The sequence below is a fragment of the Maricurvus nonylphenolicus genome, from assembly GCF_042854845.1.
GTDB lineage: Bacteria > Pseudomonadota > Gammaproteobacteria > Pseudomonadales > Cellvibrionaceae > Maricurvus > Maricurvus nonylphenolicus.
In genome coordinates, this window is record NZ_AP031499.1 from 108,445 (window position 1) to 125,472 (window position 17,028).

A 17,028-nucleotide genomic window follows, 5' to 3' on the forward strand; every position below is an offset into this window, starting at 1 on the left:
TACCGGGGACATCAACCCCGGAAGGGGAGGTGTCTCCTCAATCTGAAGGAGACAATCATGTCTGAAACAAATGTTGTTGTATTCACTGGTACTGTTGGTACTGATGTTGATTTCAAAGTGTTCCCTGGCAGTCAGAAGCCTGTCGCCGAAATCGCAATGGTTAACAATAAGTACAAGCCAAATCCTCAGTCTGAGAGTGGCTTTGATCAGTACTCGACATGGGCAGCTGTAAAGTTCAATGGCCGTGTCGCAGATAGTGTTTCACAGAAAATCCAAAAGGGTATGAAAATCACCGTTACCGGTGAGCTTTCTGAGGATGTCTGGCCTGACCAGAATAATCCTGGGAAAAACCATCGAAAGCTGTATATCGTTGGTCACTCTTTTGATATCCACAAACAAGCTGGTGGAACTGGAACAGGCAACCAACCTGGTGGCCGCCAGAACTCTGGTCAGGCTCATGGCCACCAACCAGGTTCAAACGTCCAGCAATCAGCACCTCAAGCAGCTCCAATAGCCGGGAACAACCCTCCAGGCTATAACAGCTAACTACCAACCCAGAGGGGTACTCCCTCTCGGGGGTACTTCCTCTTCAATTTGGAGGAAATACCATGGTCGCTACAGCACAAGCTAGAGCTGATTCTGGTACCCATAATGCTCTTATCGTAAAGGTGGCGGAGAAATTCTCCATTGATACAGAAGAGTTTATGGGGGTGTTAAAAGAAACCGCTTTCAAGCAGGCCAATGATTCTCCCGAAGTTACCGATGCGCAGATGTATGCGCTGCTGGTGGTGGCGGATCAATACAACCTAAACCCTTTCACGAAGGAGATTTATGCTTTCCCTGACAAACGGGGGGGCATTGTTCCTGTGGTTGGCGTTGACGGTTGGAATCGCATAGCAAACGAACATTCCAATTTCGACGGAGTTGAGTTTGCCTATTCTCCAGAGATCCTTCAGGCGGATAGTGCGAGGGCAGTTTGCCCGGCCTGGATAGAGGCGAAGGTCTACAGGAAAGATCGAAACCATCCGGTTGTTGTTAGAGAGTATTTGGACGAGTGCTACAGGCACCCATTCAAAGACCATCAAACTGGATATGAGAGCGTAGGCCCTTGGCAAACGCATCCTAAAAGGATGCTTCGTCACAAGGCTTTGATCCAGTGTTACAGAGTTGCATTTGCCTTCGTAGGAATCTACGACGAAGACGAGGCAACCAGGATCATTGACGCGCAGAACAATGTGCATCAAGAGCCAGCAAAAGTAATTCCCATTGGTAAGGCAACTGAAGCTCAAGTGATTGAGCAAGAGGAACCTGAAACGGTCGATCAATTTGTAATTGATTTTAACCAAGCTTCTGTTGATGACTTCATATCGAGGTTGTGTGATAGGGCTAAAGGTACTGGCCAATGGCAAGCGGCAAAAGATTTGTTAAACGAAAGGCTAAAGGGAAATGCATTGATTTATGCGAGCGAGAAGCTTGAAGAATCAATCGAAGAACTAAAGTCTGACGCGGATACAGATAACGAGCCACAGCATCAAACCGAACAGGTCACAGATGAGCATGGAGAGCAGTCAATACAGATGTTCAAAATGCCTGAAGATTCTGGTCAAGATTCGATGTTTTAACCCGTTCACCGGTTTACCAAAGGAGAAATCCATGAAGGTAATCAATCACCCTCAGCGAAGTGAGGCGTGGTTACGCTGGAGAATGGGTGGGTTGTCAGCTTCTTGCGCCTCGGTCCTTCTGGGTCGAAATCCGTACAAAACAGTATGGAGGTTGTGGGCGGAGAAGTCTGGCAGAGCTGTAGAGGAAGATTTGTCGAAAAACCCCAATGTCCAAAGAGGCTTTGCCCTTGAGGACCGCGCCAGGCAGCGATGTGAAGACCTTCTTGATAGAGGGTTTTTACTGCCGGTGTGCGGGGCGAGCGAAGAGAATCCTCTAATGCTGGCTTCATTTGATGGAGTTACTGAAGATCAAATACCAGCTGAGCTAAAGTGCCCTTCTGAAAAGCAGTACCGCGAGGTATTGCAGCTTGGAGAGGAATCCGAGGCTTATAAGCTCTATTACCCGCAGGTTCAACAGCAGATCTACGTTGCTGAAGCACCTCACGGATGGCTTATGTTTTACAGTCCTGAGGACAATGGAGAGCATAAGCTTTTTAAGGTACAGCGAGATGATCGCCTCCTGGAGGAGATCATATATCAAGCTGAATGGCTTTGGGATCATGTCAAAAATGACACTGCCCCACCCCTTGACCCCAACAGAGATTTCTTCATCCCCAATGGTGACGAGGCAGAAACATGGATTACCCATGCGACTGACTATCGAATCTATGATCAGCAGATCAGGGAGCATGAAGCCGCAATAAAATCTCTGAAGGATAAAAGGGCGGGTTCCTTAAAGCCAATGCAAGAGTTGATGGGTACTTTCCTAAAGGCTGACTTTGCTGGTGTGAATATCACGAAATTCCAAAAGCAAGGTTCGGTTGATCTCGATCGTTTGATTGAGCAGGAACGCCTACACCTTTCTGCGGATGACTTGGATCAATATCGGAAAAAGCCGAGTACGCAATATCGCGTTACGGTTACTAATAAGCCGATACCCAAGAACATCATCGATGTTGATGTGCAGAATCTAGTGGCTGATGTCCCAGAAGGTACTGTTCATTCGGCATATTTCTAACTTTGAGAGCTCACCTTTTGGTGAGCTTCTCGTTTTTTTCACTATTCATTTTCAGTAGTGAATAGTGAAAAGAGCGAACAACGGTAGCTGGCCAAAAACAGCATTCAATTTCCGATAGGAAGCCTTAGGCAGTGATTGATCGGCGTAATTACGTCAACAGTCAAAAACCAATAAACAGGAGAAAAACGATTGATGAAAAAAGGTAGGTAAACAATGCTTCAAAAGAAAGTTAAGTGGGGTCAAGAATTATATAAATGGGGAACACTGGGGGTGGCAACAGCGGTTGCTATCTCAGTCAGTCTTGCTTGCTCGTTCTGGTTCTTCTTTTCCCTGATGGGGGGAGAGGGGCCCCAAGCAATTGGTGCTGGTATTGCTGGCTGTACATTGCAAATATTTGGATATGGATTTGCTGCATCGTTCCTGAAGGTTAACCCATTGGCGCGGTTTATGCTCTGTGCAATGCCGCTTGCCCTTTCAATGTTTTCATCATATTCGGCTATCTATGGGTTTCTGTCTCATGAGCAAGAGGCCAAGTCAGGCCAAAATAAGAAAACAGAGATGGTTTACCAAATGCTCGAACAGTCAGCCGCAGACAAGAAGACAGCATCTGAAGCTGCATCGAACGGGATCAAGGGCAAATACAAGTCAATGGGCAAGGATCTACTCGCATCAAATGAGCGGGCAATGGAGCGTGATATGCAGCTTCTCGAAAAAATTGATGATCCGGAGCCTTCATCTAAGGCATCCCCATTAGACGGCCTGGTGAAAGTTACTGGGGACGCATCCATGACGACAATACTATTCTGTGCATGGCTTGCGGTGTTGTTTGATTTACTCCCTGTTGTCGCGATCTCAGTACTTTCAAATAGCACACGGCGTAAATTGATCGATGAGTCGTTGGGTATGGATGTTGAAGTTACTGAAACTGTTCACACTGACTTAAAAAACAATACCGTTGATACAGAAATAGCTGTCCATGCCCAGGCTCAGATACAGCATGAAGAGCAAACTCAAGAGCTAGATCAGGTACATGTAGAGCAGGTTGAACCAACTCAATCAATAGAGGACAAGCCTGCGGTCAAGTCTCAAAATAAAGCGGCAAAACAGAGTGATGGGGATTATGAAGAAACCATCTTAAAGCTGCGTCAGGGTATGTTTGAAGCAACGTACACCGGCTATAGCGAGTTTACTGGGCGCTCTAAATGGCAAGCTCAAAACTTCTTTAAGCGGGCGCAAGAAGACGGTTACGTTAAGAAATCTGGGCGGGCATTTGAGGTTGTTGACCCGCTAACAAATGTCTCCATGCTGCCAAACGCGGCACAGGCTGTTACAGCCTAAGAATTCGCCACTTGTGGTGATATTGGTAGCTGGCCAATTAAATTAAACAGCATATTACTAAACCCAAACCGGGGCTTATACCCCGTTTGGGGGTGAGCCCCAATTATCTTGGAGGTTCACATGCTTAATAGTACTGATGAAGTTGACAGCCTTATGTTGGCAATACACGCCATCGTAGCGATCAACCAAACCCAGTCTTCGTTAAATCGAAAACGTGTCAATGCTGAAGAACAACGAGATGCATTGGTTCTGCGCGCTTATTACCTTGGACTTCAGTATCCAGGTTGCTCGCTTGATCCTTTCTCAGATTCTCAGCATCCACTTAAAGATGATCTTACTCGCAGCTTTCTTCTTGGTACCGGTGCAGCCGATACTTCGATCCCGAAAGCAGCAGTAATTCATTAACTGGAGCACGGCACCCTGAGGGGTGCCTGTTCCCCTTACTTTTGGAGTAATACTATGACCGCAGTTGTTATAAATACGAAATTGCGACTTACCAGTAAAGAGAAAACGCCGAGTGTTTGGCTCGAAGGCCAAAAACTTGCGAAGGGTGGAATTGAAACGGGCCAGGTACTATATGCCCATTTCGACAAGTCTTCTCGTCGAGTTGTTGCCTCAAAATCTGGTGATGCAGATCTGAATGATGTGAAGGCCTTTACCGTCTCCCGGAGGCGAAGAAATGGCAAAGAGCATCCTTTGATCGAATTGCGAGCCGAAGAACTTGCTTCACTCTTTGAGGGAGTTGAAGTGCTACGGGTTGCGATACAGAATGGCAAGATAACAATCCGGGCTCACAGTCAGCAAGCAAAGGTTAAATCACGCTTGGATAGACTGTTTGAAAAAGTACTGGAAGGGAAAAAGCTTGATGTAGGTTCGATATTCCACGGTGGTGGGGTTTTGGACAGGGCTCTACATAATGGGTTCGCTATGTCTGGCTTGCAATCTGCCATTAAAGTCGCCGTTGAGATTGAGGGTAAATACCTCGACAGCTCTTTGGCAAACAATCCAATGTTATGGGATAAAGATTCCATAGCTATTGAATCACCACTGGAGAGTGTGGAGTTAGCTTCAGCTCCCCTTTTGGACTGTGTTTTCGCTGGGATTCCATGCGTAGGGGCAAGTCTTTCTGGAAGGGCAAAGGGTAAACTTTCGTGCGCGGAGGAACATAGTTCTGCTGGTGCATTGTTTGTTTACTTCCTTAATTTCGTTCTCGCTACGCAACCTGCAATTGTTGTGTTTGAGAATGTTCCCCCATACCAAAAGACTGCTTCATACATGGTTATTGAATCAGTCCTTTTAACCGCCGGATATGACATACATAGCACAGTACTAAACGGTAATACGTTTGGTGCCCTTGAAAATAGGGACAGGCTTGTATGCGTGGCTACCACAAAGGGTTTGGACTTTGACTTCGATCGTATTGAACCGGTTCGAGTTAAAGAAAAAACACTGTCGGAAATACTTGATTATTACCCTCAAGACTCTGATAAGTGGAAAACCTATTCATACCTTGCGGAGAAGGAACAACGGGATATGGCGAACGGTAAAGGCTTCAAGCGTCAACTCCTTGATGGAACCAACGACTCTTGCGGTACAATTGGTCGCGGTTACAACAAGGCCCGCTCAACTGAGCCGTTTGTAATTTCACCATTTGGTGATGGAATGTCTCGATTGTTTTCACCTCTCGAGCACGCTCGAGTAAAGGGAATTCCAGAAGATTTAATCAATGGTGTTTCTGATACAACTGCACATGAAATCCTGGGTCAATCTGTTATATATCCGGCCTTTCAGGCCGTAGGTAATTGCATTGCGACTCAAGTTCGTGAAGCCGTTTCTATGCAGCATGTAGCAGCGGCTTAAACTAAACCCATCTGGGGCATCGCCCCAGAAGGGATGGTGCCCTCATAACATTCTGAGGAAACACCATGAAGCAACAAATTGTCTTTGCCCTTTGCATTGAGTATGAAACAACAGATCCTGATGCAGAAACTGGCAAAGAACAAATCAACCTTGAGGCATTACAGCACCAGCTTGAATATAAGGTGACAGATGCTATTGAGGCACAAAGACAGGAATCAATGCTATCTATTGATGGCTTGTCTGCTAATTTCATCACTCTCGACGTAATGCGAATTGATGATCCAGAGGAGTCGCAACCCGAACGGCAAGTGACAGCTCTCTGAAGTAGCACTCTTAGCACCCTTTTGTGGGTGCTCTTTTTTCTAAAGTGCCTTTTTCTAAGGGTCTTTTAGAAAAGAAAGAATTCGCCCTTGTGGTGATATTGGTAGCTGGCCAATTCAATTAATCAGCATTTAACTAACCCGGAGGGTGTTACCCTCTGGGGTGCGCCTTCCTCCGAAACCTGGAGGTTTAAATGCGACATAACTTCGATACAGCTCAACTAGCACATGATTTCGCTTACGAGAAAAACGTGCCCTATAACAGGGTCATTGATCTCAAAAGCATGAATTCAAGAATGCTTACTGGGCTACGGATCAGACGTGAATGGATTCTTGGCATCCATACCGAGTATCAACAAACGCCTGAAGGTCCGTGGCTTAAGGTTGATCGTGAGTACATCTCTCTCGACAGCTTTAGGCTGGATTATCAAGATCTCACGTCCAAAGTGAATACCAGGATTACCGGTTTCTACTGCTATCAGCTTGGAAGCCCGGAATCAATTATTCACCTTGAAAACCTGAGCGCTTGTCCGTTAAGTACCCAGTTGTCTCACTACACTGGAGATAGCTATAACGTGCATGATTTCCATAATGAAAATGATCAATCCAGCCTCACGGCTGGTGGCGTCATTGTCCATCGGGAAACAAAGCAACGCTTTTTTGTTCCAGCAGCAGATGTTTGCCAGTTCACCTAAGCATAAACCTTTCGGGGGGTTCACCCGAAAGGGTGGATCTCTCATACAACCTGGAGAATCCACATGAATTCAGTTATTGATAAAATTTCAATCGGTCTTGCCGGTGCTCAAATTCTTTCTTTTGAGGGTGAATATGACGCCTCATCCAAATGGTATGAGGGCGTCATGCTTGCAATCGAGGAGGTTGAGGCTGGTAATGAACCTGAACATTGCGTCGTCTATGCTCCCTTTTCAAATTTGGAGTGGGATGACGTTCTAGCCAACATTGATACGCAGGCTGAAGCAATTAAAGATGCAATGAAAATTGCTCTTAATTTTGCCAAGGCCGGTATTATCGACGCGGCGATTGAATGTGAGTTGGACAGTGACTTCAATGCTCTTGATATTGAGAGCATGGTCGAGAGAGGGGCGAATAAGCTCCTGGAGGCTGAAAATGCTAGCTCTTGAACCATCCTCTCTGATACCAGGTAATTTCCATATTACCGGCGAGGATGGCGAGTCATTGGCAATTATCAAGAAGACTGATAATGGGTACCAAATCTCTGACGGTTACCCAGACGATTCCGTTAGGTTTCGTAGTGCAGATGAAGCGTTTTTTGCCTTTTGTGAGGCAAATGGGTATGACCCTTTAAGCGTTTTAGACTGATGAAGTGCAGTTTACCCCACGGGGTAAACTGCCCCTTTTAGGTGGTGTTTGGCGGGTTCATTCTAAGGGCTCCCAATTGCTACCATATGACGTATCACTGTGCTAAAGTTGTCTCAGGTAGCTAACCTTTGATTCAGCATCTATTTACCAATTGGGACCGTTTTTCCTTCCCTCCCTTTTGGCCATATCACCTTATTTCTATCAAGCTTATTTACGCCATTGGCTTATCCTGGACAATGCCGTAAATGAGTTTTTGTCGCTTTGCGGCAAATCAGTAAGGTAGCTGACCTTCCCAAATAATCAGCAAATAGCCCAAGGGCGCATCAGCCCTTTGGGGATTGGTGCGCCTCCAACTCAAACGGAGGATGCAATGACTAAATCAGTCAATCACCTAGATCAGCTTGCCATACTTCAAATCGATTTCGATATATGGAGCGGGCAGGTCAAACTTGATGACCCGGATATTAAACTTGGTGTTGGCGGTGAAATACCCCCCAAACAGCTTGTTGATCTTGGTCGCAAGAATGTCATCGATAAGGCCCACCTAAAGCCTTTCAACCGGCTCAAAACCAGTGCTCGTCGCTTATGTCTTCGTCATGGCATGCCATTTATGAATGGCTTCGCTGTGCCTTTGGATAGAATCGATGAGATTTCTGCTGGTCTTGAGGAAGTTGTCAACGAGATGAACGATCTCAAAGGCAATTTTCTTGCTAATTATGACCGCTGGATCGATGAATGGGAGCAGAAGAACCCTGACTATGCTCAAGCAATCCGCGCCGGTAAGCTGCCTAAGGCAGTTGTCGAGCGTCGTATTGGCTTTGACTACCAGGTCTTTCAAGTCACTCCTGTAAACGAAGCACATGCTATGAAGCTCAATGGTATGGCCAATGGTCTCGCTGATGAGCTGCTCAACGAAATTGTGGATGAAGCTGAAAGCTTCTTTAAAAGCAATCTCAAGGGTAAGGAAGAGTGCCAGGTGACAACGCAGAAAACCTTAAAGCGACTTCGCGATAAGGTTGATGGCTTAAGCTTCCTGGACAGTCGTTTCCTTTCAGTGGTTGAGCTTCTATCCAAAACTATCAATGGCTACCCTTCAACCGGGAAGACTGTTGGTGGAGAGCAGTACTTTAGAATCCTATCAGCCACGCTGATTCTTACCTCCAAGACCAAGATCCAGGAATATGCCACTGGCACCGTCGATCTTGATCAAATGGCCAATAGCTACATGACTAACGGCCAGGTAGTAAGTCAACAAGCCCCCGCTGTAGATTCCGAACCAGCTGCATCGATCTCGTCTGATGAAAGCTCAAGCCCAATGGATTTGACGCTTCCCGATGATGATGAGCTCGATCAGATCTTTGGTAGTAAGGTTGCCAATGGCACCTCAAGCTACTTTTAACCCACACAGGGGTTTATCCCCCTGTTGGGGGTGAACCTCCTTTTTATAGGAGATCAATCAATGGCTCGAAAAGCGACTATTGATAATGCTTTGCCCATTGTGGCTGCGCACTATGGTGAGAAGTTCGGTGTAAAGGTCGTTGTTAGCGGAACTGATGCTAGCACCGATGGAAGTACAATCATCGTTCCCAATGTCCCTGAAGATTATCCGAATAAGGATGTTGTTTGGGGGTATCTCGCCCATGAGGCGGCACATGTAAGGCAGACTGATTTTGATGTTTGGAATTCAGTCTTACCGAAGCAGGAATTGCGCCGGACTGTACTCAATATATTTGAGGACGCAAGAATCGAGAAAGCACTAATGGAACAATTTCCTGGTGTTCGATCGGATCTTGAGTCTACTGTTACTTTCTTGAAAGATGACGGTAGTTTCAGAAAGGTCAACTCTTCAGATGAACCTGGTCGAATCCTTCAGGCAAAGCTGTTGTTCTGGCTGAGGGCTAATTTCTTACAGCAACCTTTGGATGATTTGTCAGAGGCTGCCGGTCAAGCAATGCAATCAGTGTTCCCAAAGGGTGTTAATACACGTCTCGGGGTCTTGCTTCGCAAAGCATGTTCAACTTCAAGTACTTCTGAGTGCCTTGGTCTAGCTGATCAGGTTATTCAAATGCTTGAGGAAGAGGCCGAGAATGAAGAGCCCGATAACGGCGACTCTGGAGATGGTCAGGATAAGGGTGATGACCAGGACCAGCAGAACAATCCTTCACCATCTGGAGGAGGAGACGGCTCTGGAAACGATAATCAGCCAGATGATCAACCTGGCCAGAAAGATGCTGGTTCCAATGGAAAGGCTGACGATGACAATCAAAGCCCTGCCAACGGAAGTTCATCAACCACGGACCAGCCTCAACCGACTGGTTCACAAGTTATTCGCAAAGCACTTAATTCAGGTGGAGATGACCTTCAGCCTGATGCTTTTGAATCACTTAAGCAAAAACTCTCTAAAGATGCTCAAAAGGATGGCGACGATTCGTACTGTACGGTACCAACAGCGCCTTCATGTGCCGGTGATACCAATTCTGGCAGAGAGCTACTAAAAAAGGTGCAGGCAACTACTTCAAAGCTACGGGCGCAGTTACTTTCAATTGTCCAGGCTTCACGAAGAAACAATACCCGCACTAAGAGATCCGGGAGGAAACTAGATGGCAAGCGACTTACTCGCATTGTTACTGGCGACACCAGGGTCTTCAAAGAGAGATCAGATCGGAAGCAAGCCAACACCGCAGTACACCTGCTGGCTGACCTTTCGAGTTCAATGAATGGTTATCAGGCATCAGTAGCACGAGAGGCGTCTCTGGCCATAGCTCTCGCATTAGAGGGCATACCAGGCGTTAATCCAGCTGTGACTTACTTTTGTGGCCACGGTGACGATCCAGTTAGGTCGGCACTGAGGCATGGTGAGTCAGCGCGTCGTCAAGCACACCGATTCATAGAATCTTCCCGTGGGTATACCCCTATGGCTGAAGCTATATGGCATGGTGCGTTTGAGCTCACTAAAACTCGTGAGACACGGCGAATCCTGATTGTCATTACTGATGGCGATCCTGACAACGATGTAGCTTGCCGAAAGGTTTTAGAGCTCTGTGAGAACAGTGCTATTGAAACCATTGGTATCGGCATCTGCCACAGTCGGGTTGCCCTGCTGTTTGATAACCACATCGTGATCAATTCTGTTGAGGACTTGGGTAAAACCTTGTTCCAGCTGATGAGAGATACGTTGGTCGATCAAGCCGCATAACCTTCTCAGTCACACCATCCCAGCCAGGGATCATCAATTGCATCTCTCCGGCTGGGGGAGAGGTGCGTCTTCAAGAAGGATGGATTCATGTGGAAATTAGGTGTCTTTATTGACGCAGATAATATTTCTGCGGATCTTGCAGAAAAAGCAATATTGGCTCTGAAGGAAAGTGGTCAAATCCGCTTCATTAGAGCATACGGGAATTGGTCATGTAAGAATTCTTCCTGGAAGCGTCTTGCAAACCTTTATGGCGTTGAAACGCATCATCGTTACAACATTACCCGGTCAAAAAATGCTGCTGACATAAGCATGACAGTAGATGCCACCGCAAGCCTGTACAGCCTTATGGATTTTAATACCATGGCTGTCGTGTCGTCTGATAGCGATTTTATGCCGCTCATTCAACACGCCCAGGCAAGAGGTAAAAACACAGTTGGTGTTGGTTGTCGAAAGACTCCAAAGACCTATACCAACCTGTGTGGCACCTTCCATTATCTGGATAATCCAGAAGTCATTGCTTTGGATGCAGCTTCTCACTAACCCATTGGGGCTATCGCCCTGACGGGTTGGTAGCCCCTCCAATCGGAGGAGCATATGATGCATCAGTACGGTTTTGCTTTTGAAAACCCTCCTGACTCATCAATTGTCCTGGCCAATCCACAGAAAAGAAAGCGATCTCCTCGCAAGCGAAAGGCAGAGCCCGATGCTTACGAACGGCAGCTTCAAATTCTTTTCGAGTTGGATGATTTAGAGCCAGCACTTGACGACAATTGGGACGAAGAATCTGTTGACCAGCTTCGTTGTTATCTTTTGAAAAAGACCTTAGCACTATTTGCGGATGGTCGAGTTGCGAAATCTACCAAAGAGGAAGCTCTTGATTGGTTGATGAGCGATTCAGTAGGTCCATTCACATTCCTGACATGTTGTTACGCTGAGGGCGTAGAACCTGAAGCCGTTAGGAATTTAACGCTATTAGTAAAGAGGAAAACAGAGAAGGGGGCTTAGCCCCCTTTTTCTTCGGAGGTATCATGATTAAGTTTATTACCGACCAACAGGAAGGCGAACCTGACATCCTTTCCCCAGTGAAGAATGAAACTCTTATTATTACGGATTTGGAGAAAAAGGAACTGGCTAGATTTTCCCCTGTTAATGGACCTTGGACACAAGAAAAACTTGAGCGAGTAGCTGAAGACCTTTATGACAACCGCAAAACAAGATATGGAGCGGATGCTTATCTGGGAACTCAGTGGGTTGGATCTACCGAAGTGTGATCCGAATGTGGGGCAATAGCCCCACAACTTTTAAAATCGATCTAAGATCTTTTTACTGGTAGAGAGATGTTAAATCGGTTTTGTGCCATTGGCACGAAGTAAGGCAGCTGGCCTTAAGAAATATTCAGCATTTTATTAACCCATGGGGGTGTCATGCCCTCTGGGGTGTGCTCTCCCACTTAACAAAGGAGTTGCACATGCATGAGAATCAAATTGCTCTATTTGATTTAGATGATGAGCCTGAAGAACTTCCAGATTTGGATAGCTATTCAGTTATCATCATTGCTTGCAGCGGTGGTAAGGACAGTATTGCCTGTTTGCTGCATTTGCTAGATTCAGGAGCTGATCCAAAACGCATTGAGCTTTGGCATCACTGCGTTGATGGTGAAAGAAATGGCGAGTACTTTATGGACTGGCCAGTTACTGAAGACTACTGCAAAAAACTAGCTGAAGCGTTTGGTATTTCAATCTACTTTAGCTGGAAGATTGGTGGTTTCCGTTCGGAGATGTTACGCGATAATGAGCTTACTAAACCCTGTCAGTTTGAAACACCCGAGCAAGGTGTTATTCAATCTGGTGGAGTATCAGGAAAGCCCAATACTCGCAAAGTCTTCCCTCAGGTCGCTGCTTCGCTCAGTGTGAGGTGGTGCTCAAGCTATTTAAAAATCGATGTTTCACAAAAAGCTATTACGAATCAATTGCGCTTCTGCAATTCAAAAACTCTGTTTGTTACCGGCGAGCGAGCACAAGAAAGTTCTGCCCGTGCTAACTATAAAGTTTTTGAGCCTCATAAAGCTGATAACCGTAATGGGAAATCGAAACGTCATGTAGATGCATACCGCCCAGTTCATGGATGGGATGAATCACAAGTTTGGGAGATAATTGAGCGGTACAAGGTAAATCCTCACCCTGCATATCGTGCGGGATGGGGCAGGTTATCATGTATCAGTTGCATCTTTGGTAATGCTGATCAGTGGGCCAGTGTAAGACGTGTTTCGCCAAAGCAATTTGACGAAATCGCTTACTATGAATCACAGTTCGGTAAGACCATTCATCGGAAGTACTCAGTTACAGAATTAGCAGATAAAGGAACGCCCTATGCTGCTATTACTGAAGAATTGATTGCTTTGGGTATGGCGGAAACATTCAATGAGCCAATCATATTGGATCAATGGTCGTTACCTGCTGGTGCCTTCGGTGATTCTTCTACCGGACCATCTTAATAACCCTTGGGGGTGCTATACCCCGCAAGGGTATTCACCTCCTCAAATTTGAGGAGCTACAAATGAAAAAAAGCAAACGATTTGAATCTGTTGTTCGCCTTCCCCCGGAAGATAGCGGGCTTCAGCATTCGATAGTTCGATTGAGTAACAACCACATCGACTCGAAAAAACGCGACACTACAAAGTTCTTTCGGCGTGATGCGGTAGTTGTTATCAATAAATACAACGGTGAAAAAGTCTTGCGTTATGTCATGGGAAACCCAGGCCTTTCAATTACGAAGGACAGCCTGGCAATTGATTATGATGCAGTCGATCACCTTGGCATTAAATATAAAGAGAAAGTGAACGTGGAAGTTAGGGCTGCCAGCACCATTGAGGTGCTCATGTGGTTTTGGCATCACCCGGATCTGTCAGTAAATCTATCCGTTCGGCTTGGCGTTATTGGGGCTGTGCTTGGAGTACTTGGTTTTATGACTGGTATTGCTTCAATGTTCGCTTAAATCTGCGGGGCCTGTATGGCCCCATTTTTTTATGCAATGCACTTACACTGAAGTTCAAAAACTGTTTCTGTTGTTTCAGGAGGATCGACCTTAATCCCAAGTGTTTTCTCAAGGAATTCTGCTGAGACCTCGGGAGGGATGCACTCAAAGAACAATCTCTCTACACACCATTGATCAGGTGAAGTTCGCTTTTCGGCAACCTCCGGAAGTGCCATTTGAAGTACCTTGTTGACAGCTATGTCCAGTTCTTTCCCAAACTCCAAATAGTCAATTTCATCGCGATCGTCTGACATATGTGTCTGGCTCCAAATATAGATCGGCATACAATATACACTCACTTACTTCAGTTCCTACTTTACATAACGCCCCGAAAAGGGGGTATATCCAGGGCATGGATTTAGATATAGTCTGATAAAGTAAAACTTTTGATTTGCTCAGGAAATATTCAATGGCAGTCATAGAATACGGCCCTGATCGACCCCATGGTGGTGGTTTTGTCGGCCTTCGAGTGTTCGTTAAGAAAGTCGGTGAAAAGCCTTTCCAAAAGTACTTCTCATTCAAAGGTCTTTCTGATTCTCAGGTCGCAGAAGCTCGATCTGAAGCCGATAGATAGACTTGACCAAAAACATACTGAGGACGCCAAATTACGGCTAACCTCTCATCGCTTATATCAGCCATCCAGAAGCCCTTTATCTTCTGTACTGGGGATCTCTGTCGGACTTGTTAGCAGGCATCATGAGAATGGCGGCTTCCGTCATGAGCTTGTGGTTAACGTGGCCGGTGCCGATCGATCAGTGAACAAAGCTGGTAGCTTTTCACGTCAAACCAAGTCGATTACCACCTATGACTATGAGTGGTTTGTAAAAGCCTGGCGCAAAGCCTGCAAGGATAAAGCGGGGATCTCCGGGCTTCGCCGGACGCCATCACGATGGTACCAGTCAGTACCCTCCGAGAAGGAGGTGCAAAAATTCATCAAAGATAAGGTCGCCTCGAAGCTAAAAGCCGCCTAATCCTAAAAATAGCACCTTAACGGTGGTTCTGGCCGGGCAGGGTAATTCGCTACTCCTGATATTATTGAGCTAAATAACTAGCCTTTAGGAACACAGGTGTCTCGATTTCTCTCTTTCCTCAAATACAACAAATCAGCGATCACAGTGGCATTATTCTGTATCGGATTCACCTGCTGGTGGGCCTTAAAACTTGATTCAGGCCCCATGATCTACCGCCACGCAACCCCCCAGAAGCTGGAGGCAGCTTACCAGGATACATTCTTACCCTATTTCAATGGTAGAGATATAGTGTCTCTGAGGTTCGGAAGGAAAAATGCCCATGCTTCTGAGCGGGTTCCGGTAGAGATCAGCTCAAAGTTTGGAGATGAAGAGTGGCTGGCGGCCAATGGCATGACCGGCCCTGTCCTTATCAATATTGATCCCGAGGGTGAAACCCTCTCTTTGTATTGGGACATTCCCGACGACAAAACCTTTGATGATTCATTGAGCCTGCTGGCGGATGTCACATGGGACATTTTGCAGCAATATGACGATATTGAATCTGTAAAAAGCACATACACGGATTAGAGTCTGAGATGGGACTATCGCGAAAACAAGCTCTAATCGTATCGTCAATGTGTTTAGTGATGCTTTGCCTGGGTGTGTGGGTTGGCAACGGCATTGCTGTATCCGACCCTGAGAGATGTGCTCAGATATTAGGGCATGACCGCCAGGGTTGAATACTGCCGAGATGGCGGCTATTATTGTCCCATTACCGCTTTGTCGGTGAAAAATGGTAGCTGACCATAAACAGCATTCTTCTTTCCCAACCGGGTATATCACTACCTGCTGGGATCGTGGTGTACCCAATGACTATTGGAGGCACCATGTCTATCTCTCTTCATGATCGAATGCTTAGCGCTGCTGAGCAGCTCAATCTTCCAAAGCAGTATAAGTCAGACCTTGATGATGATCCTCGCGTCCTTAGCGCATTTGAGGGTTGCTCTTTCATCTGGTTGCTACGGACTTGTGGTTCTACTCTCATACCTCTCAAGGTCGGAGCTGACCCCTGTTACGTCACCAACTGGCTATACGGCTCTCACGGTCAAGAAGTTCATGCCTTTCTAATTGATGAAAAGCATTTGACTGTTGAAAAGATTAATTTTGAAGAAGCTGAAAAGCTGATTCTGTCGCCCCCTGAGCAAATCACGGCTCTCATGTCATTTGAGGCTGTGCATTCGACTGTTTCCAGTGTTCTGGAATCAGGCAGCGAAAGGGGAGTCTGGGGAACATTCTCGTCCCCAACATTAGATTGTGCTGACTGGCAGAAGTGGGAAGCCTACTTCAGAAATTCAGGAAACTCTCTAATGCAGACGTTTATGCATAAGGCTTTAAGTCGTCGTGCTGCTTCCCTCAACTGAGGGTTAAGTAATGTCTGATAAAACCGAATACGCCAAATCACTTGGTTACCACGGAGAACAAAGTGTCATTGTTATTGATGGCAAAGTTGTGTCCCATGGTTTCCTCGATTGGTTAGCGTTCTGCTACAAGCTACGAAAGTAGTTTAACCCTACAGGGGGCACTCCCCCTTGCGGGGGATGTGTCTCCATCATTTATGGAGATCATCATGATTAATCAAAATCCAGTTCTACCTCCAAATCCATTTGACCAATCTGTTATGGAAGCCGTCTTTGGTCCATTGGGGTTATTGCTTCATTACTACAAGAGGTTCCCAAATGGCGCTAATCCAGCATTTGCAACTGCTGGTGCCAGCAATGAAGGTTGATGGCCGTGATGCCGAAGCCATCCTGTTCTACTCAATTGAGGCTTGGTACAGGGCTGGTGGAAAAGGTCCGATAATTGTCAATCTTCAGAAGCTTGCTGAGCAACACCTTGAGAATTCAAAGAAGGTTGTTGAAGAGGCGCTTCAACGTGTATGTGGAGCAATTAACTAACCCTTGGGGGCGTGACCCTTCGGGGTTACCCCTCCGATTTTGGAGGCAACTATGGCACAGCCCATACCGACTGACAGTATTGAAGAACGGCTCTTTGTTGGAAAGTACCCTTGTGGTCTTGTATACGCCGATAGAGCTACTGAAGAACACGGTGACTATAAACGTCTTGCGTTTCTCAGCTATTCAACACTGGAACTGTCATTTCAATCTGACTGCCCTGATTTCTTTAAAGCCGATATCCTTGAAGATGCACAACGGCTTCAAAGTCAGAAAGGGCAGGAATATCAAATTTCATCGAGCGGCCAAACAATAACGCTTGGCCACGGCATCGAATGACACACCATTAACCCAATAGG

At 46.2% G+C, this 17,028-nt stretch carries 23 protein-coding genes and 1 pseudogene; 23 read left to right on the forward strand and 1 reads right to left on the reverse strand.

Annotated elements, in window-relative coordinates; genetic code table 11:
* Positions 1–57: 57 nt before the first annotated feature.
* The 16 genes and pseudogenes from ACGHZ6_RS25090 to ACGHZ6_RS25165 all read left to right on the forward strand — a co-directional run bounded on the left by ACGHZ6_RS25090 (position 58) and on the right by ACGHZ6_RS25165 (position 13,728).
* Positions 58–546 carry a single-stranded DNA-binding protein gene (locus tag ACGHZ6_RS25090; protein ID WP_390619457.1) on the forward strand — a complete coding sequence of 163 codons (489 nt, stop codon included), beginning with the start codon at positions 58–60 and terminating at the stop codon, positions 544–546.
* 62 nt (positions 547–608) lie between these two features.
* A pseudogene (bet, locus tag ACGHZ6_RS25095) lies at positions 609–1,475 on the forward strand (phage recombination protein Bet); the annotation flags it as partial.
* A 178-nt stretch (positions 1,476–1,653) separates the two neighbouring features.
* On the forward strand, positions 1,654–2,679 hold the full coding sequence (locus ACGHZ6_RS25100; protein ID WP_390619458.1) for a YqaJ viral recombinase family protein: 1,026 nt from the start codon (positions 1,654–1,656) through the stop codon (positions 2,677–2,679).
* 213 nt (positions 2,680–2,892) lie between these two features.
* Positions 2,893–4,017, forward strand: a complete 1,125-nt coding sequence (locus ACGHZ6_RS25105) for a hypothetical protein (protein ID WP_390619459.1) — start codon at positions 2,893–2,895, stop codon at positions 4,015–4,017.
* A gap of 120 nt (positions 4,018–4,137) precedes the next feature.
* A complete protein-coding gene (locus tag ACGHZ6_RS25110) occupies positions 4,138–4,422 on the forward strand; it encodes a hypothetical protein (protein WP_390619460.1) in 285 nt (94 codons plus the stop codon).
* 54 nt (positions 4,423–4,476) lie between these two features.
* The gene (locus ACGHZ6_RS25115; protein WP_390619461.1) at positions 4,477–5,877 is read left to right on the forward strand and encodes a DNA cytosine methyltransferase; all 1,401 of its coding nucleotides are present in this window, start codon (positions 4,477–4,479) and stop codon (positions 5,875–5,877) included.
* Positions 5,878–5,942: 65 nt separating this feature from the next.
* Positions 5,943–6,200: a hypothetical protein gene (locus ACGHZ6_RS25120; protein WP_390619462.1), complete on the forward strand. Its 258-nt coding sequence runs from the start codon at positions 5,943–5,945 to the stop codon at positions 6,198–6,200.
* Between the two features lie 191 nt (positions 6,201–6,391).
* Entirely contained in the window at positions 6,392–6,892 is a 501-nt protein-coding gene (locus ACGHZ6_RS25125) for a hypothetical protein (protein WP_390619463.1), read from the forward strand.
* Positions 6,893–6,955: 63 nt separating this feature from the next.
* Positions 6,956–7,339 carry a hypothetical protein gene (locus ACGHZ6_RS25130; RefSeq protein WP_390619464.1) on the forward strand — a complete coding sequence of 128 codons (384 nt, stop codon included), beginning with the start codon at positions 6,956–6,958 and terminating at the stop codon, positions 7,337–7,339.
* Between the two features lie 569 nt (positions 7,340–7,908).
* Positions 7,909–8,937: a DUF3150 domain-containing protein gene (locus ACGHZ6_RS25135; RefSeq protein ID WP_390619465.1), complete on the forward strand. Its 1,029-nt coding sequence runs from the start codon at positions 7,909–7,911 to the stop codon at positions 8,935–8,937.
* Positions 8,938–8,997: 60 nt separating this feature from the next.
* Entirely contained in the window at positions 8,998–10,734 is a 1,737-nt protein-coding gene (locus ACGHZ6_RS25140) for a VWA domain-containing protein (protein ID WP_390619219.1), read from the forward strand.
* Between the two features lie 87 nt (positions 10,735–10,821).
* The gene (locus ACGHZ6_RS25145) at positions 10,822–11,274 is read left to right on the forward strand and encodes an NYN domain-containing protein (protein WP_390619220.1); all 453 of its coding nucleotides are present in this window, start codon (positions 10,822–10,824) and stop codon (positions 11,272–11,274) included.
* A gap of 54 nt (positions 11,275–11,328) precedes the next feature.
* On the forward strand, positions 11,329–11,739 hold the full coding sequence (locus ACGHZ6_RS25150; RefSeq protein ID WP_390619221.1) for a hypothetical protein: 411 nt from the start codon (positions 11,329–11,331) through the stop codon (positions 11,737–11,739).
* Between the two features lie 23 nt (positions 11,740–11,762).
* On the forward strand, positions 11,763–12,005 hold the full coding sequence (locus ACGHZ6_RS25155) for a hypothetical protein (RefSeq protein ID WP_390619222.1): 243 nt from the start codon (positions 11,763–11,765) through the stop codon (positions 12,003–12,005).
* A gap of 197 nt (positions 12,006–12,202) precedes the next feature.
* On the forward strand, positions 12,203–13,228 hold the full coding sequence (locus ACGHZ6_RS25160; RefSeq protein ID WP_390619223.1) for a phosphoadenosine phosphosulfate reductase family protein: 1,026 nt from the start codon (positions 12,203–12,205) through the stop codon (positions 13,226–13,228).
* 62 nt (positions 13,229–13,290) lie between these two features.
* Positions 13,291–13,728: a hypothetical protein gene (locus tag ACGHZ6_RS25165; RefSeq protein WP_390619224.1), complete on the forward strand. Its 438-nt coding sequence runs from the start codon at positions 13,291–13,293 to the stop codon at positions 13,726–13,728.
* A gap of 29 nt (positions 13,729–13,757) precedes the next feature.
* Here the strand turns inward: ACGHZ6_RS25165 and ACGHZ6_RS25170 are convergent, their stop codons facing one another.
* Entirely contained in the window at positions 13,758–14,021 is a 264-nt protein-coding gene (locus ACGHZ6_RS25170; RefSeq protein ID WP_390619225.1) for a hypothetical protein, read from the reverse strand.
* Positions 14,022–14,176: 155 nt separating this feature from the next.
* On the opposite strand from ACGHZ6_RS25170, the gene ACGHZ6_RS25175 reads away from it, so the two are divergent.
* From ACGHZ6_RS25175 to ACGHZ6_RS25205, 7 genes are all read left to right on the forward strand, one after another.
* On the forward strand, positions 14,177–14,341 hold the full coding sequence (locus tag ACGHZ6_RS25175; RefSeq protein ID WP_390619226.1) for a hypothetical protein: 165 nt from the start codon (positions 14,177–14,179) through the stop codon (positions 14,339–14,341).
* 160 nt (positions 14,342–14,501) lie between these two features.
* A complete protein-coding gene (locus ACGHZ6_RS25180) occupies positions 14,502–14,738 on the forward strand; it encodes a hypothetical protein (RefSeq protein WP_390619227.1) in 237 nt (78 codons plus the stop codon).
* Positions 14,739–14,834: 96 nt separating this feature from the next.
* Positions 14,835–15,305, forward strand: a complete 471-nt coding sequence (locus ACGHZ6_RS25185; protein WP_390619228.1) for a hypothetical protein — start codon at positions 14,835–14,837, stop codon at positions 15,303–15,305.
* Positions 15,306–15,604: 299 nt separating this feature from the next.
* Positions 15,605–16,138 (forward strand): hypothetical protein, encoded by a 534-nt coding sequence (locus ACGHZ6_RS25190; protein WP_390619229.1) that lies wholly within the window; start codon positions 15,605–15,607, stop codon positions 16,136–16,138.
* A gap of 10 nt (positions 16,139–16,148) precedes the next feature.
* Positions 16,149–16,280, forward strand: coding sequence for a hypothetical protein (locus tag ACGHZ6_RS25195; RefSeq protein ID WP_390619230.1), 132 nt, complete (start codon positions 16,149–16,151; stop codon positions 16,278–16,280).
* Between the two features lie 173 nt (positions 16,281–16,453).
* Positions 16,454–16,672: a hypothetical protein gene (locus tag ACGHZ6_RS25200; RefSeq protein ID WP_390619231.1), complete on the forward strand. Its 219-nt coding sequence runs from the start codon at positions 16,454–16,456 to the stop codon at positions 16,670–16,672.
* A 51-nt stretch (positions 16,673–16,723) separates the two neighbouring features.
* Positions 16,724–17,008: a hypothetical protein gene (locus ACGHZ6_RS25205; RefSeq protein ID WP_390619232.1), complete on the forward strand. Its 285-nt coding sequence runs from the start codon at positions 16,724–16,726 to the stop codon at positions 17,006–17,008.
* The last annotated feature ends 20 nt before the right edge of the window (positions 17,009–17,028 follow it).

Excerpts from the sequence above, each read along its gene's own strand:
- ACGHZ6_RS25090 (WP_390619457.1), top strand. The coding sequence starts at position 58 with ATGTCTGAAACAAATGTTGTTGTATTCACTGGTACTGTTGGTACTGAT.
- ACGHZ6_RS25100 (WP_390619458.1), top strand. The coding sequence starts at position 1,654 with ATGAAGGTAATCAATCACCCTCAGCGAAGTGAGGCGTGGTTACGCTGG.
- ACGHZ6_RS25105 (WP_390619459.1), top strand. The coding sequence starts at position 2,893 with ATGCTTCAAAAGAAAGTTAAGTGGGGTCAAGAATTATATAAATGGGGA.
- ACGHZ6_RS25110 (WP_390619460.1), top strand. The coding sequence starts at position 4,138 with ATGCTTAATAGTACTGATGAAGTTGACAGCCTTATGTTGGCAATACAC.
- ACGHZ6_RS25115 (WP_390619461.1), top strand. The coding sequence starts at position 4,477 with ATGACCGCAGTTGTTATAAATACGAAATTGCGACTTACCAGTAAAGAG.
- ACGHZ6_RS25120 (WP_390619462.1), top strand. The coding sequence starts at position 5,943 with ATGAAGCAACAAATTGTCTTTGCCCTTTGCATTGAGTATGAAACAACA.
- ACGHZ6_RS25125 (WP_390619463.1), top strand. The coding sequence starts at position 6,392 with ATGCGACATAACTTCGATACAGCTCAACTAGCACATGATTTCGCTTAC.
- ACGHZ6_RS25130 (WP_390619464.1), top strand. The coding sequence starts at position 6,956 with ATGAATTCAGTTATTGATAAAATTTCAATCGGTCTTGCCGGTGCTCAA.
- ACGHZ6_RS25135 (WP_390619465.1), top strand. The coding sequence starts at position 7,909 with ATGACTAAATCAGTCAATCACCTAGATCAGCTTGCCATACTTCAAATC.
- ACGHZ6_RS25140 (WP_390619219.1), top strand. The coding sequence starts at position 8,998 with ATGGCTCGAAAAGCGACTATTGATAATGCTTTGCCCATTGTGGCTGCG.
- ACGHZ6_RS25145 (WP_390619220.1), top strand. The coding sequence starts at position 10,822 with ATGTGGAAATTAGGTGTCTTTATTGACGCAGATAATATTTCTGCGGAT.
- ACGHZ6_RS25150 (WP_390619221.1), top strand. The coding sequence starts at position 11,329 with ATGATGCATCAGTACGGTTTTGCTTTTGAAAACCCTCCTGACTCATCA.
- ACGHZ6_RS25155 (WP_390619222.1), top strand. The coding sequence starts at position 11,763 with ATGATTAAGTTTATTACCGACCAACAGGAAGGCGAACCTGACATCCTT.
- ACGHZ6_RS25160 (WP_390619223.1), top strand. The coding sequence starts at position 12,203 with ATGCATGAGAATCAAATTGCTCTATTTGATTTAGATGATGAGCCTGAA.
- ACGHZ6_RS25165 (WP_390619224.1), top strand. The coding sequence starts at position 13,291 with ATGAAAAAAAGCAAACGATTTGAATCTGTTGTTCGCCTTCCCCCGGAA.
- ACGHZ6_RS25170 (WP_390619225.1), bottom strand. The coding sequence starts at position 14,021 with ATGTCAGACGATCGCGATGAAATTGACTATTTGGAGTTTGGGAAAGAA.
- ACGHZ6_RS25175 (WP_390619226.1), top strand. The coding sequence starts at position 14,177 with ATGGCAGTCATAGAATACGGCCCTGATCGACCCCATGGTGGTGGTTTT.
- ACGHZ6_RS25190 (WP_390619229.1), top strand. The coding sequence starts at position 15,605 with ATGTCTATCTCTCTTCATGATCGAATGCTTAGCGCTGCTGAGCAGCTC.
- ACGHZ6_RS25195 (WP_390619230.1), top strand. The coding sequence starts at position 16,149 with ATGTCTGATAAAACCGAATACGCCAAATCACTTGGTTACCACGGAGAA.
- ACGHZ6_RS25200 (WP_390619231.1), top strand. The coding sequence starts at position 16,454 with ATGGCGCTAATCCAGCATTTGCAACTGCTGGTGCCAGCAATGAAGGTT.
- ACGHZ6_RS25205 (WP_390619232.1), top strand. The coding sequence starts at position 16,724 with ATGGCACAGCCCATACCGACTGACAGTATTGAAGAACGGCTCTTTGTT.